This window comes from Inquilinus sp. Marseille-Q2685 (assembly GCF_916619195.1).
Lineage (GTDB): Bacteria > Pseudomonadota > Alphaproteobacteria > DSM-16000 > Inquilinaceae > Inquilinus.
Window position 1 is genome coordinate 134,648 of sequence record NZ_CAKAKL010000009.1, and the last position, 13,374, is coordinate 148,021.

The 13,374-nt window shown below is 70.6% G+C and carries 16 protein-coding genes; 7 read left to right on the plus strand and 9 right to left on the minus strand.

Annotation, left to right across the window (positions count from 1 at the left end; all coding sequences use genetic code 11):
* Nucleotides 1-17: 17 nt before the first annotated feature.
* Entirely contained in the window at nt 18-950 is a 933-nt protein-coding gene (locus LG391_RS29530) for a carbohydrate ABC transporter permease (protein WP_225771813.1), read from the plus strand.
* Between the two features lie 8 nt (nt 951-958).
* A complete protein-coding gene (locus LG391_RS29535; protein WP_225771815.1) occupies nt 959-1,792 on the plus strand; it encodes a carbohydrate ABC transporter permease in 834 nt (277 codons plus the stop codon).
* 24 nt (nt 1,793-1,816) lie between these two features.
* On the opposite strand, the gene LG391_RS29540 is transcribed toward LG391_RS29535, so the two are convergent.
* The 5 genes from LG391_RS29540 to tauA all read right to left on the minus strand — a co-directional run bounded on the left by LG391_RS29540 (nt 1,817) and on the right by tauA (nt 6,010).
* Complete coding sequence (locus tag LG391_RS29540; protein WP_225771817.1) at nt 1,817-2,341, minus strand: hypothetical protein; 525 nt, start codon at nt 2,339-2,341, stop codon at nt 1,817-1,819.
* Between the two features lie 134 nt (nt 2,342-2,475).
* Nucleotides 2,476-3,324, minus strand: coding sequence for a taurine dioxygenase (gene tauD / locus LG391_RS29545; protein ID WP_374200803.1), 849 nt, complete (start codon nt 3,322-3,324; stop codon nt 2,476-2,478).
* Nucleotides 3,325-3,367: 43 nt separating this feature from the next.
* The gene (gene tauC, locus LG391_RS29550) at nt 3,368-4,117 is read right to left on the minus strand and encodes a taurine ABC transporter permease TauC (RefSeq protein ID WP_255646926.1); all 750 of its coding nucleotides are present in this window, start codon (nt 4,115-4,117) and stop codon (nt 3,368-3,370) included.
* 88 nt (nt 4,118-4,205) lie between these two features.
* On the minus strand, nt 4,206-4,985 hold the full coding sequence (tauB, locus tag LG391_RS29555) for a taurine ABC transporter ATP-binding subunit (RefSeq protein ID WP_225771821.1): 780 nt from the start codon (nt 4,983-4,985) through the stop codon (nt 4,206-4,208).
* Between the two features lie 20 nt (nt 4,986-5,005).
* Complete coding sequence (gene tauA / locus LG391_RS29560; protein ID WP_225771823.1) at nt 5,006-6,010, minus strand: taurine ABC transporter substrate-binding protein; 1,005 nt, start codon at nt 6,008-6,010, stop codon at nt 5,006-5,008.
* A 412-nt stretch (nt 6,011-6,422) separates the two neighbouring features.
* Here tauA and LG391_RS29565 point away from each other — a divergent pair, with 412 nt between their 5' ends.
* A complete protein-coding gene (locus LG391_RS29565; RefSeq protein WP_225771825.1) occupies nt 6,423-7,133 on the plus strand; it encodes a M48 family metallopeptidase in 711 nt (236 codons plus the stop codon).
* 22 nt (nt 7,134-7,155) lie between these two features.
* Entirely contained in the window at nt 7,156-8,355 is a 1,200-nt protein-coding gene (locus tag LG391_RS29570; protein WP_225771827.1) for a multidrug effflux MFS transporter, read from the plus strand.
* Here LG391_RS29570 and LG391_RS29575 read toward each other — a convergent pair.
* Entirely contained in the window at nt 8,318-8,614 is a 297-nt protein-coding gene (locus tag LG391_RS29575; protein ID WP_225771829.1) for a YciI family protein, read from the minus strand. The genes LG391_RS29570 and LG391_RS29575 overlap by 38 nt on opposite strands.
* A gap of 118 nt (nt 8,615-8,732) precedes the next feature.
* On the opposite strand from LG391_RS29575, the gene LG391_RS29580 reads away from it, so the two are divergent.
* Both LG391_RS29580 and LG391_RS29585 read left to right on the plus strand, forming a co-directional pair.
* Nucleotides 8,733-9,509: an SDR family NAD(P)-dependent oxidoreductase gene (locus LG391_RS29580; protein WP_225771831.1), complete on the plus strand. Its 777-nt coding sequence runs from the start codon at nt 8,733-8,735 to the stop codon at nt 9,507-9,509.
* Entirely contained in the window at nt 9,506-9,925 is a 420-nt protein-coding gene (locus LG391_RS29585; RefSeq protein WP_225771833.1) for a metallopeptidase family protein, read from the plus strand. Before LG391_RS29580 ends, LG391_RS29585 begins: the two co-directional genes overlap by 4 nt.
* 4 nt (nt 9,926-9,929) lie before the next feature.
* On the opposite strand, the gene LG391_RS29590 is transcribed toward LG391_RS29585, so the two are convergent.
* Genes LG391_RS29590 through LG391_RS29600 form a run of 3 tightly spaced genes read right to left on the minus strand, consistent with a single transcriptional unit; the run spans nt 9,930 to nt 12,426 of the window.
* Nucleotides 9,930-11,042, minus strand: a complete 1,113-nt coding sequence (locus tag LG391_RS29590; protein WP_225771834.1) for an AI-2E family transporter — start codon at nt 11,040-11,042, stop codon at nt 9,930-9,932.
* A gap of 44 nt (nt 11,043-11,086) precedes the next feature.
* On the minus strand, nt 11,087-11,683 hold the full coding sequence (locus tag LG391_RS29595; RefSeq protein WP_225771836.1) for a uracil-DNA glycosylase family protein: 597 nt from the start codon (nt 11,681-11,683) through the stop codon (nt 11,087-11,089).
* Nucleotides 11,680-12,426 (minus strand): NAD-dependent deacylase, encoded by a 747-nt coding sequence (locus LG391_RS29600; RefSeq protein WP_225771838.1) that lies wholly within the window; start codon nt 12,424-12,426, stop codon nt 11,680-11,682. Before LG391_RS29600 ends, LG391_RS29595 begins: the two co-directional genes overlap by 4 nt.
* A gap of 75 nt (nt 12,427-12,501) precedes the next feature.
* On the opposite strand from LG391_RS29600, the gene LG391_RS29605 reads away from it, so the two are divergent.
* Complete coding sequence (locus tag LG391_RS29605; RefSeq protein WP_225771840.1) at nt 12,502-13,329, plus strand: EcsC family protein; 828 nt, start codon at nt 12,502-12,504, stop codon at nt 13,327-13,329.
* Nucleotides 13,330-13,374: the final 45 nt, after the last annotated feature.

The following is a 13,374-nucleotide window of genomic DNA, read 5'->3' on the forward strand; positions in this document are numbered from 1 at the left end:
CGCAGGAATCCGTCGCCATGACCGTCGCCGCGACCGCCGCGGATCTCGATCGCGTCGCCGCCCGGCGGCGGCGCGACACGGCGCTGCGCACGCGGGTGGCGCCGGTGGTGCTGATGCTGGTGCCGGCCGTCGCCCTGTTCACGATCTTCGTGATCCTGCCGATGGGCGAGGCCGGATTCTACAGCCTGTTCAAATGGAACGGCTACGGCAGCCCGGAGGATTTCGTCGGGCTCCGGAACTTCGAGCTGCTGCTGCGCAACCGCACCTTCTGGTCGGCGCTGACCAACACCGGGCTGATCATCGCCGTGTCGGTGGCGATCCAACTGCCGCTGGCCCTGGCCATGGCGCTGCTGCTGGCCGAGAAGCTGCGCGGCCGGGTGGCGTTCCGCATGGTGTTCTTCCTGCCCTACATCCTGGCCGAGGTCGCGACCGGGCTGATCTGGCAGTTCCTCTACGATGGCCGCTACGGCGCCGTGGCGCTGATCTGGGGCTGGTTCGGGGCCGGCAGCGAGGCGCCTTTCATCCTGGCCGACCGCACCTTGGCGATGGCGGCGGTGCTGGTGCTGGTGGTGTGGAAGTATTTCGGCTTCCACATGATGATCTACATCGCCGGGCTGCAGAGCATCCCGTCCGAGATCATCGACGCGGCCCGGATCGACGGCGCCACGCCCTGGCAGATCGCGCGCCGGATCAAGATCCCGATGCTGTTCCCGACCATCCGCCTGTCGGTGTTCTTCTCAGTGGTGGGGGCGCTGCAGCTGTTCGACATGGTGATGGCGCTGACCCGCGGCGGCCCGTCCAACGCCACCCACTCGCTGGTCACCTATCTCTACACCTTCGGGCAGATGCGGATGGAGATCGGCTTCGGCAGCGCCGTCGGCGTGGTGCTGTTCCTGATCTGCGTCACCTTCTCGATCGTCTATCGCCGCACCCTAATGCGCGGGGACTAGGAAGACCCATGGCTGCGCCCACGCTCCGCCCCTCCCTGCTGCCGCAATACCTGGTCCTGCTCGCCGTCGCCGGCATCGTGCTGGTGCCGCTGGTCGCGGCGGCGCTGGGCGGCTTCAAGTCGCTGGGCGAGCTGCGGGTCAACCCGCTCGGCCTGCCGGACAGCTGGGCCGGCCCGGTCTATTGGGAGATCCTGGGCTCGGCCCGGCTGTGGCGGATGCTGTTCAACTCCGCCGTCATCGCCGGCCTCACCGTCGGCCTCGTGCTGATCGTCGGGTCGATGGCGGCCTTCGTCTTCGCCCATGTCGTGTTCTTCGGCAGCCGCATGCTGCTGAACTACATGCTGCTGGGGCTGATGTTCCCGGCGGCGACGGCGATGCTGCCGCTGTTCATCCGGGTCCGCGACCTCGGCCTGCTCGACACCTATTGGGGCGTGGTGCTGCCGCAGGTCGCCTTCGGCCTGGGCATGGCGATCCTGATGCTGCGCGGCTTCTTCCGCCAGCTGCCGCACGAGCTGTGGGAGGCGGCGCGGGTCGACGGCTGCGGCTATTTCCAGTTCTACCTGCGGATCACCCTGCCGCTGTCGCGCCCGATCCTGGCGACCGTGGCGGTCTTCTCCCTGGTCGCCAGCTGGAACAGCTACCTGCTGCCGCTGATCATGTTCAACACGCCGGAGATGTATCCCTGGCCGCTCGGGATCATGAACTACCAGGGCGAGTATTCCACCGAGTGGAACAAGATCCTGGCCTTCGTCACGCTGACCCTGGCGCCGGCGATCGTGTTCTTCCTCCTGGCCCAGCGCCACATCGTCGCCGGCCTGGCCAAGGGCGCGGTCAAGGGATAGGGCGCGACCGCGCCGCCGCTCCTCCTATCGGCCGCTGCTTTCGACGTAAAAGGGCGTGACGGACCGGCAATACTGTTCGATCGCCGCCAGCGGCGCCTTCAGGATCCGCCTCGTTTCATCGCTCTCGTCCTTCCAGTCGTCTCCCCAGCTTCCGGTATAGTCCTCGAGGCTCTGCACATAGAATTCGGCCATCTTCCGCATCCGCTCGCGGTTCTCGTTTTCGTTTCTCTTTCCTTTCCCGAGCTTCGATAGCCCGCCCGAGAGATTGTGCCTAAAATAGGTGCCGAACAAAGTTTCGATCTTGGATTTGAGGGCCAAGCCCTTTTGCGGGTCGTGCCACTGAAGCTCCTCGGCGTAATGGAGGATGTCCTTCTTGGCTGCCCGCCAATTCTCGACCAGATCCTTCGGCGTGGCCGGCCGGGCCGACTCTCTCGCCGACGCGGCCAGCCTTTCATCGCTGATCCGTCCCGGCGGCATGCGGGTGAGCGCTTCGACCCAGGCATCCGTGCGCGGCTCCGGTAGATCCTGCTCAGGCCGATCCGTAGGCATCCATTGCTCCTGCCAGACTGTTCAGCCGTCCGACCGTCCGGACAGGCCGTTGTCTTCAGGGCATTTAGGACGAACGCCATCGATCTCGAAATGCAGCCGCGGCATGCCGCCATGCCGCGGCGGAGCGACGCCGGTCACACCGGCCGGTCGCCCAGGATGGTGGCCCGGTGCATCACCCGCCGGTTCGGCAGGTAGTCGGCCAGGGCGTAATGCTGGGTGCAGCGGTTGTCCCAGAAGGCGACGTCGCCCGCCTTCCAGCGCCAGCGCACGGTGAACTCCGGCTTGGCCACGTGCTCGAACAGGAAGCGCAGCACCGCGTCGCTCTCCTTGGCCGAGAAGCCGGTGATCCGGGTGGTGAAGCCCTCGTTGACGAACAGGCCCTTGCGGCCGGTCACCGGATGGGTGCGCACCACCGGGTGGATCACCGGCGGGTTCTTGTCGCGCGCGATCTGCCAGCGCTCGCGCTCCTCCGGCGCGGTGAAGCGCTCCGGCGGGAAGGATTTGGCGAAGTCGTGCAGCGCGGTCAGGCCGGTGAGGAAGGCCTGCCAGGGCGGCGACAGCGCCTCGAAGGCGGCGATGCTGCTGGACCAGCTGGTGTCGCCGCCGAAGGGCGGCAGCTGCTTCGCCGCCAGCACCGCGCCGAGCGGCGGCGTCTCGATGAAGGTGACGTCGGTGTGCCAGTTGTCGTTGTCCGGCTGGTTGTCCGGATGGGTGTCAAGGATGATGATCTCCGGCACCTCCGCCACATGCGGGTAGACCGGGTGGACGTGCAGCGCGCCGAAGCGGGCGGCGAAGTCGCGCTGGGCTGCCGGGTTCAGCTCCTGGTCCTCGAAGAACAGGACATGGTGCTGCAGCAGGGCGCGGTTGATCGCGGCGATGGTGGCGTCGCCCAGCGGCTGCGCCAGGTCGACGCCGCGCACCACCGCGCCGATGGCGGGATTCAGGGGCTGGACGGAGAGGAGGGTCGACAGGCTGTCGGGCATGGCGGGACCTCTCTGTTTTCGGTTGTTTCGGTCGGAACGGGTGTCAGCCGCGCCCGTGCCAGGGCGTCAGCCGGCGCTGCAGCAGGCGCAGCAGGACTTCCAGCAGGAAGGCGACGGCGGCGATCACCAGGATGCCCAGCACCACCACGTCGGTGACCAGGAACTGCGCCGCGCTCTGGATCATGAAGCCGAGGCCGCTGGTGGCGGCGACCAGCTCGGCCGCGACCAGGGTCGACCAGCCGACGCCGAGGCCGATGCGCACCCCGGTCAGGATCTCCGGCAGCGCGTTCGGCAGGATGACGTGGCGCAGCAGCTGCGCCCGCGTGGCGCCCAGCGAGCGGGCGGCGCGCAGCCGGTCCGGCGGCACGGCGCGCACCCCGGAAGCGGTCGCGATCGCGATCGGTGCGAAGATGGCCAGGAAGATCACCAGGACCTTCGAGGTCTCGCCGATGCCGAACCAGATCACGATCAGCGGCAGATAGGCCAGGGGCGGGATCGGCCGGTAGAACTCGATCAGCGGGTCGAGGACGCCCTGCGCCAACCGGCTGGTGCCGATGGCGATGCCGACCGGGATCGCGACCACCAGCGCCAGCGCCACTGCCGCGAAGACACGGCCCAGGCTGGCGGCCAAGTGCTGCAGCAGCGTCGCGTCGGCGAAGCCGGTGGAGATGGTGGTGACGAGCTTGCCGAGCACCGCCTGCGGCGTCGGCAGGAACAGGGGCGGGACGAGGCCGAGATTGGAGACGAGCCCCCATATGAGGAGGAGGACCGCCACCGTGGCGAGGCTGATCAACCTCGTCCCGCGCCGGCGCCGCCGCCGCGGGATCGGCCCCCTGCGAACAGGGGAAGGCGCCGGTTTCTGGAGCGCGACATCCGCCACGTCAGGCCGCCTCGCGCTCAAAGATCAGATCCATCACCTGCTCGCGCAGGGCGATGAAGCCGGGGTCGGACTTTATCCGGCGCGCCGGCTCGCCGGTACAGTATCGGCGGCCGAAATCCAGCCGCAGCTCCTCCACGATGCGGCCGGGCCGCGGTGACATCACGATCAGCCGGGTCGCCAGAAACAGGGCTTCCTCGATACTGTGGGTGATCAGGAACAGGCTCTTGCCGGTCCGGTGCCACAGGTCCAGCAGCAGCTCCTGCATCCGTTCCCGCGTCAGCGCGTCGAGCGCGCCCAGCGGCTCGTCCAGCAGCAGCACCTCGGGGTCGGCGGCCAGCGCGCGGGCCAGGCCGACCCGCTGCCTCATGCCGCCCGACAGCTCCCACAGCTTCTGCCGCTCGAAGCCCTCCAGCCCGACCAGCCGCAGGATGCGCCGGGCCCGGTCGTCGCGCTCGGCCGGCGGAGTGCCGCGCAGCCGCAGCGCAAAGCCGACATTGCCCAGCACGTCAAGCCAGGGGAACAGGGCGTCGTCCTGGAAGACGACGCCCCGCTCCACCCCAGGTCCGGTCACACGAACGCCGCCGAGTGTGACCGTCCCTGCCTCCGGCGCCAGGAAGCCCGCCATGAGGTTCAACAGCGTGGTCTTGCCGCATCCCGACCGGCCGAGGGCGACGACGAACTCGCCCGGCTCGATCGCGAGGGTGAGCCGATCCAGCGCGCGGATATCGCCTTCCGCCGAAGGATAGGTCACCGAGACGGCATTCACCGCCAGAACCGACATGGGCCTCTCCTGCGCCCGGTTCAGTTCGTCGCCGTGGTGGTGGCGACGAAGCGGGCGTCGACATAGGGCGCGTAATCCTCCAGCGCCTGGTCGATCTTGCCCTGCTCCTTCAGAAAAGTCGCGGTGTCCGCGATCGCCTTGGCCGTACCGCCGCCCAGCAGCGCGGGGCCGGCCTGCTCCGCCTTCACCGGGAAGACGCTGCCTTGCAGCAGGGCCGGGATCTCCTCCGGCTTCGCCCCGGTCAGCCTGGCAATCTTGGCGACCTCCGCCGACTCCGCGCTCCACGCCTTCGGGTCGGCGCGATAGGCCGCGTATTCCTTCAAGGTCACGTCGGCGAAGGCCTGCACCGCCTTGGGGTCCGCCGCGATCAGGTCGGCGCGGGCGATCCAGGCGTCGAAGGTCGGCGCGCCCCAGCTGGCGACCTCGGTCGAGGTGACCAGGACCTTGCCGCTCTCCTTGATCTTGCCCAGCGCCGGGTCCCAGACATAGGCGGCATCGATGTCGCCGCGCTGCCAGGCGGCCGCGATCTCCGGCGGCCGCAGGTTCAGGATCCGGACCGAGGCGGGATCGATGCCCCAGTGCTTCAGCGCCGCCAGCAGGCTGTAATGGGTGGTCGAGACGAAGGGCACGGCCACGGTCTTGCCGGCCAGGTCGGCCGGCGTGTCGATGCCGGCGCCGTTGCGCACCACCAGCGCCTCGGCGTCGCCGATCCCGATCGCGACCAGGATGGTGCGGATCGGCAGCTCGCGGCTGGCCGCGGCGGCCAGCGGGCTGGACCCGACATAGCCGATCTGGACCCCGCCGGAGGCGATGGCGGCGATGACCTCGGCGCCGCTGTCGAACTTGCGCCATTCGAGCGGACGGCCGATCGCCTTCTCGTACAGGCCGTCGGCCTGCGCCACCTTCGCCGGCTCGACCGTGCTCTGGTAGCCGATGGTCAGCGGCTCTTCGGCCCGGGCGTAGTTGCCGATGACGATGGCGGCCGCACCGGCCAACAGGGACCATCGCAGGATCTGGACGAACATTCGGGGTAGTCCTCGAACGGGCAGACGCACACGCGGGGCCGGTCGCGCATCGATACCGATGGGGGAGCGCGGATCAGTCGGCCGGGGCGCCGTTATGGAATGGGGGAACGGGCGGGGCTCAGGCTTGGCCGCGACAGCCGGGATCGCAGAAGAGAGACATGGACTTCGACTCCTCGAGACCACGAACCCGGTCGTGGCGCTTAGCGTTTGGTGACGCGGCGCAAGCTTCACCGAAAATTGCCGCGGCGCGATCCACGACAGGACCGACGAGAGTGAGGTTTTCACAGCTCGTGGAGCGAAGTCAACACAATTAACTATCAACAGAGGTTGTTAGTTGAATAAACAACACAATATCATTGCATTTATCGCAAGCGCGATTCCCCTGCGGCTCTGGCCCGTCTATGGTCCGGCCATGCCCAGCCGGACCGAAGCTCCTCCCGCCCTTCTCGCCGTGACCGGGCTCGACCGGCCGGTGGCGCTGCGCCGCAATGCCCGGGCGCGGCGCCTGTCGCTGCGGCTCGACCCCGCGCTGGGCGAGGTGATCGTGGTGGCGCCGCCCCGGGTGCCGGCGCAGGTGATCGCGGATTTCGTCAACCGCCACGCCGACTGGGTGCGCCGCCGCCGGGCCGCCATGCCCGGCCGAACCCCGTTCCTGCCGGGCGCCGAGGTCCCGATCCTCGGCGCCCTGCATAAAATCATACACGACCCCGCCGCTGGCCGCACGGTGCGACTCGGGGCCGGCGAGATTCGCATCGGCGGCCCGGCCGAGCATGTCGGCGCCCGCCTGGCCGCCTGGCTGCGGGCGGAAGCGCGACGGCAGTTGCTGGTCCGCAGCCGCGCGGCGGCGCTGAAGCTGGGCGTCACCGTCGCCGCGGTGACGGTGCGCGACACCCGCAGCCGCTGGGGCAGCTGCGCCTCCAGCGGGCGGCTCAGCTATTCCTGGCGGCTGCTTCTGGCGCCCGAGGCAGTGCTCGACTACGTGGTGGCGCATGAGGTCGCGCATCTGGTCGAGATGAACCATTCCGCGCGCTTCTGGGCCGTGGTCGACCGGCTGCACCCGGACGCCGACCGCTGCCGCGCCTGGCTGAAGGCCAAGGGACAGGACCTGCATCTCTATGGCTGACCGGGTTGTCGGAACGGGGGGCATGCAGCCCTCGGCGATCATCGCCGTCGTCCTGACCCTGCTGACCGGCTTCGGGCCGATGTCGACGGATGTCTACCTGCCGTCGCTGCCGGCCTTGGTCACGGCCTTCGACACCGACGTCGCCACCGTGCAGCTGACGCTCAGCGTCTTCCTGGTCGGCTTCGCCGTGGCGCAGCTGGTCTACGGCCCGGTCTCCGACCGGTTCGGCCGGCGCCCGGCGATCCTGGCCGGGGTGTCGATCTTCACCGCCGCCAGCGTCGCCTGCGCGCTGGCCACTTCGATCGAGATGCTGATCCTGTGCCGCTTGCTGCAGGCGCTCGGCGCCTGCTGCGGGCCGGTGCTGGGCCGGGCCGTGGTGCGCGACCTGTACGGGCCGGAACGCTCGGCCCGCATCCTGGCCTATATGTCGATGTCGATGGCGCTGGCGCCGGCGATCGGGCCGATCATCGGCGGCGTGCTGCAGCAGGCCTTCGGCTGGCAGGCGACCTTCTGGCTGCTGGTCGGCTTCGGCGCCCTGATGCTGGCCTCGGTGCTCGGGCTGCTCGGGGAGAGCAACCGCCACCGCGACCCGCTGGCCACCAGCCCGACCCGTCTGGCCCGCAACTATGCCAGCCTGCTGCGCCATCGCCGCTATCTCGGCTATGTCGCGATCGTCGCCTGCAGCTACAGCGCGATCTTCACCTTCATCTCCGGCTCCTCCTTCGTGCTGTCCGGCATGCTCGGCCTGTCGCCGCCGGTCTACGGCGCCTGCTTCGGCATCGTCTGCGTCGGCTATATCTGCGGCACCTTCAGCTCCGGCCGCCTGACGCTCAGCCTCGGCATCGACCGGATGATCGCGATGGGCACCCTGGTGATGCTGGCCGGCGCCGCGGCGATGGCGGGGCTGGCCGCGGCCGGCGTGTTCACCGTCTGGGCGGTGGTCGGCCCGTTCTTCGTGGTGATGATCGGCGTCGGCCTGACGCTGCCCAACGCCATCGCCGGGGCGATCGCGCCGTTCCCAGCCATGGCCGGCACGGCCTCGGCGCTGATGGGCTTCCTGCAGATGACGCTGGCGGCCCTGGTCGGCATCGCCATCGGCCACGCCACCGGCACCGACGGGCTGCCGATGGCGCTGGCCGTGCTGCTGACGACGCTCGGCGCCCTGGCGGCCTTCCGGCTGCTGGTCAGCCCTTCGAGCGGACGGCCAGCCGGAACGGCCTGATCTCGATGTCCCGCCACACCCCGCCGGTGACATAGGGGTCGACGGCGAGCAAGGCGTCCAGCGCCGCCCGGTCCGGCACCTCGTAGATCACGCTGGAGCCGATCATCCGGCCTTCGTCGTCCAGGATCGCGCCGCCGGCGACGATGACGCCCTCCTCGGCCTGCCGGCGGGCGCCGACCAGATGCTGCTCGCGCACCGCCAGGCGCCGGGCCGGGGCCTCGGCATCGGTGCCGTCCTTCGCGATCACCAGGAACTGCATGGCTCTCCTCCCTCGTCGATCCGGCGAGCATAGCGGCGTTCGGCCCGGTCGCAACCGGGGCGGCGATCTGCTACCCAGGGGCAGGGCATCCGGGTGCCAATTCTGGTGGAGAGACGGCATGAAGGTCGAGGGTCTGGCGGCGGTGGTCACCGGGGCGGGGTCGGGCATGGGGGCGGCGACCGCCCGCGCCCTGGCCGCGGCGGGCGCGAAGGTGGCGCTGCTCGACCTCAACCGCGACGCGGCCGAGGCGGTGGCGCGCGAGATCGGCGGCCTGGCCATGGCCTGCGACGTCGGCGACGGCGAGTCCGTGGCCGCGGCGCTGGAGCAGGCGCGGGCGGCGCACGGCACGGCGCGGATCGCCGTCGCCTGTGCCGGCATCGCCCCGGGCGCCCGGCTGGTCGGTCGCGACGGGCCGCACGACCCGGCGCTGTTCGAGCGGGTGATCCGGGTCAACCTGCTCGGCACCTTCCATCTGCTGCGCCTGGCCGCAGCGGCCATGGCGGCGGAGGAGCCGCTGCCGGAGGCGGCCAGCGCCTCGGGCGAGCGCGGCCTGTTCGTCGCCACCGCCTCGGTCGCCGCCACCGAGGGCCAGGTCGGCCAGGTCGCCTATTCCGCCTCCAAGGGCGGGGTGGTCGGGCTGACCCTGCCGGCGGCGCGCGAGCTGGCCAGGAGCGGCATCCGGGTGATGACCGTGGCGCCGGGGCTGATCGGCACGCCGATGATCGAGGCGATGCCGCAGCAGGTGCAGGACAGCCTGATCGCCACCACCCTGTTCCCGCAGCGCCTGGGCCGGCCGGAGGAGTTCGCGCAGCTGGTCCTCCACATCGCCGCCAACGAGATGCTGAACGGTTCGGTGATCCGCCTCGACGGCGCCGTGCGGCTGGCGCCGCGATGAGCACGTTCCGGAAACCCGGCTTCACTGAGCCGCCGTCGACCGACGACCTGATCGAGCTGGCGGAGGAGGGGTTCGAGCGGATCCCGGCGCGGCTGCGCGCCATGGTCCGCGGCGTCGCCATCCAGGTGGTAGACTTCCCGGACGACGAGGTGCTGGACGAGATGGGGCTGGAAAGCCCGTTCGACCTGCTCGGCCTCTACACCGGCACGCCGTTCGGGCAGAAGACCTTCGCGATCGCGACCAGGCCCGACATGATCTTCCTCTACCGCCGGCCGATCCTCGACTACTGGTGCGAGACCGGCGAGGATCTCGGCCATGTCGTCCGCCATGTCCTGATCCACGAGATCGGCCATCATTTCGGCTTCTCCGACGACGACATGGAGGCGCTGGAGCGGGAGGCGGATCAGGAGGGCTGAGGCGCTACCCCTCCAGCAGGTGCCCGAAGGCGCGCAGGGGCCGCACGCGGTCGCAGATGATCTTGATGATCGCCAGCATCGGCACGGCGAGGATCGCGCCTGGCACGCCCCACATCCAGTACCAGAAGATCAGGGCCAGGATCACCGCCACCGGGTTGATGGTGAAGCGCCGCGCCAGCACCGTCGGGGTGATCCATTCGCCCTCGGCGATATGGATGCCGAGATACAGCAGGGCGGGCAGCGCCGCGGTCCAGGCCGGCCCCTCGGCCACCAGCCCGACCGCCAGGAACAGCACCATGCCGCAGATCGGGCCCAGGATGGGCACGAAGTTCAGGCAGAAGGCGACGGCGCCCCACAGCACCGCTGCGGGGATGCCGCAGGCCCACATCACCAGCCCGGTGGCGACGCCGACCAGCGCGTTGATCACGGTGACGGTCAGGAGGTAGGAGGACAGGTCGCGTTCGATCTGCAGCGAGATCGACACCGCCTCCCGCTTCTCCACGAAGGTCGGCAGGATCTCGACGAAGCGGCGCAGGAAGGTCTCGCCGAACACCAGCAGGTAGAACAGGACCAGCAGCGTCTCGAACAGGTGCGAGGCGATCAGCCCGGTGCCGGCGAAGACCGCGGTGACGATGTCGGTCGGGTGCGCCAGCAGCGTGCCGGCGTCGCCGAAGCGCACGCCGATCTGCTCCAGCCGCGCCACGAAGGTCTGCAGCGGCTGGGCCAGGAAGGCGAACTTCGCCTGCAGCGCCGGCCATTCGTTCGGCAGGTTGCCGGCCCATTCTGCGGCCGGGCTGGTCAGCAGCGTGCCGACGCCGATGGCGATGACCAGCAGCAGCGCGATCGCGGCCAGCGCGGCGATGGCCCGGGGCACGCTGACCCGCTCCAGCAGGCGCACCAGCGGCTGCAGCAGCAGCTTCAGCACCACCGCGAGCACCACCGGCAGCACGATGTCGCGCGCGAACAGCAGCGCCCCGAGCACGGCCAGGAGGCACAGGACGCCGAGGAACACCGTCTTCGGGTCGTCCGGCAGCGGCATCTCCGGGATATGGCCGTTGCCGTTGCGGCTGTTGGGCGCCGGAAGCTCGGCGGGAACCTTCGGCTGTTCGATCTTCATCCGGGTCGGTCCTGAGGGCAAATCCGAGAACGGCGGAAGGGTCGTCACCGTTCCCCCGCCAGCGCCGCCGCGGCTCTAACCCGCAGCACCGGCAGAAGTTCTGCCTTGAACCAGGGATTGCGCCGCAGCCAGGCGGTGTTGCGCCAGCTCGGGTGCGGCAGGGGCAGGAACTCCGGCAGATAGTCGCGCCAGGCGGCGACCGTTTCCGCCACGCTCGGCCGGCGGCGGGGGCCGAGATAGAAGGCCTGGGCCATGCTGCCGACCAGCAGAGTCAGCCGGATGCCGGGCATCAGCGGCCGCAGCCGCGGGTGCCAGGTATCGCCGCAGATCCGCGGCGGCGGATGGTCGCCGCCCTTCGGGTTGGTGCCGGGGAAGCACAGCCCCATCGACACCAGCGCGACGCGGTCCTCGTCGTAGAAGGCGTCGCGGTCGAGGCCGAGCCACTGCCGCAGCCGGTCGCCGCTGGCATCGGTCCAGGACAGGCCGGAGGCGTGCACCCGCGCGCCCGGTGCCTGGCCGACGATGAGCAGCCGGGCGGTCGTGGTGGCGCGCAGCACCGGGCGCGGCGCATGCGGCCACCGGCCGGCGCAGATCCGGCAGGCCCGGGCCGCCGCCAGGGCCTCGGTCAGGGTCTCGGTCATCGCTCTGCGAGCGGCCGGCCGGAGAGCAGCGCGTCGACGAACGCCGGCACCAGCCGTGTCGCCGGGCCGTGGCGGCGGATCTCGAAGAGGTCGGAGACCTGGCCGGGCTCCAGGTTCAGCTCGACCGTCAGCGCCCCGGCGTCCAGGGCCTGGTGGACGAAGGCGGCGGCCGGGTAGACCGTGCCGGAGGTGCCGATCGACACGAACAGCCGGCAGCCGGCCAGCGCCGCCTCGATCTGCTCCATCGCCCGCGGCATCTCGCCGAACCAGACCACGTCCGGCCGCATCCCGCCGGCCTCGCCGCAGCCGGGGCAGGGCGTGTCGACCGACAGGTCGCCGGCCCAGGCGCGGCCGGTATCGCAGGACAGGCAGCGGACGCGGCCGAGCTCGCCATGCATGTGGATCAGGCGGCGGCTGCCGGCGCGCTCATGCAGGTCGTCGACATTCTGGGTGATCAGCAGCACCGGGCCCGGCCATTCGCGCTCCAGCCGCACCAGCGCCGCATGCGCCGCATTGGGCTGCACCGCGGGATCGGCCAGGGTGCGGCGCCGGGCATTGTAGAAGCCGTGCACCCGGTCCGGGTCGCGGGCGAAGGCCTCGGGCGTGGCCACATCCTCCAGCCGCACGCGGGTCCACACCCCGCCGGCGTCGCGGAAGGTGTCGAGGCCGCTCTCCTTCGAGATGCCGGCCCCGGTCAGGATCACGACCGGATCGCCGGTCCCAATGGGCTTTGCGCGCGTCATGCGCCGATCATGGCGAGGCCGCCGCCGAGGCTCAACGGCTCTTGTCGCCGCGCCGCGGCCCCCAATCTTTGCGCTATGACCACCGCCGCACTCCCCGCCCCGCTGCCCCTGCCGCCCGATGCCCTGGCCGAGCTGGCCGCGGCGAAGGCGGTGCTCGACCACGACACGCTGGTGGCGCGCCTGTCGGCCATGGCGGGCACTCCGGTCGAGGCGCTGAAGCGCAACCTGCCGTCCGGCGTGCAGAAGGTCCTGGACGCGGCCGTCCGCCGCGCCCTGGCCACGGCGCTCAGGGCGGCCTTGCACAGCGGCCCCGGCCGCCGGATGCCGCGCGGACCGGAGGCCTGGCTGCATCGCGGCCTGGCCGCGGCCAGCGGCGCCGCGGGGGGCGGCTTCGGCCTGCCCGGCACGCTCCTGGAGCTGCCGGTCTCGACCGCCCTGCTGCTGCGGCAGATCGCGGCCGAGGCGAAGGCGGCGGGCGAGGATCCGTCCACCCCGGAAACGGCGATCGAATGCCTGAAGGTCTTCGCCATGGGCCGGCCCGACCCGGCCGACGACGCGGTCGAGACCGGCTATCTCGCCACCCGGATCGCCCTGGCCCGGGTGGTGCCGAACGCCACGGCCTCGGTGATGCCGCGGCTGGTCTCGATGGTCGCCGCCCGCTTCAGCGGCCCGGTGCTGCTGAAGCTGTCGGCGCAGGCCGCCCCGGTGCTGGGCGCCGCCGCCGGCGCCGCGGTCAACCTGGCCTTCCTGGAGCATTTCCGGCGCCTGGCGAAGGCCCATTTCACCGTCCGGCGGCTGGAGCGCACCCACGGCGCCGCAGCGGTGCGGCTGGCCTATGAGACCCTCCGGCCCGTGCCGCCGCCTGAGCTGGCGGCGCTGACGGAACGGCGCGGCCGTTCCTGATTCGGCATGCCGAATAAACAAATAAATATTGTTATATTAATCTAC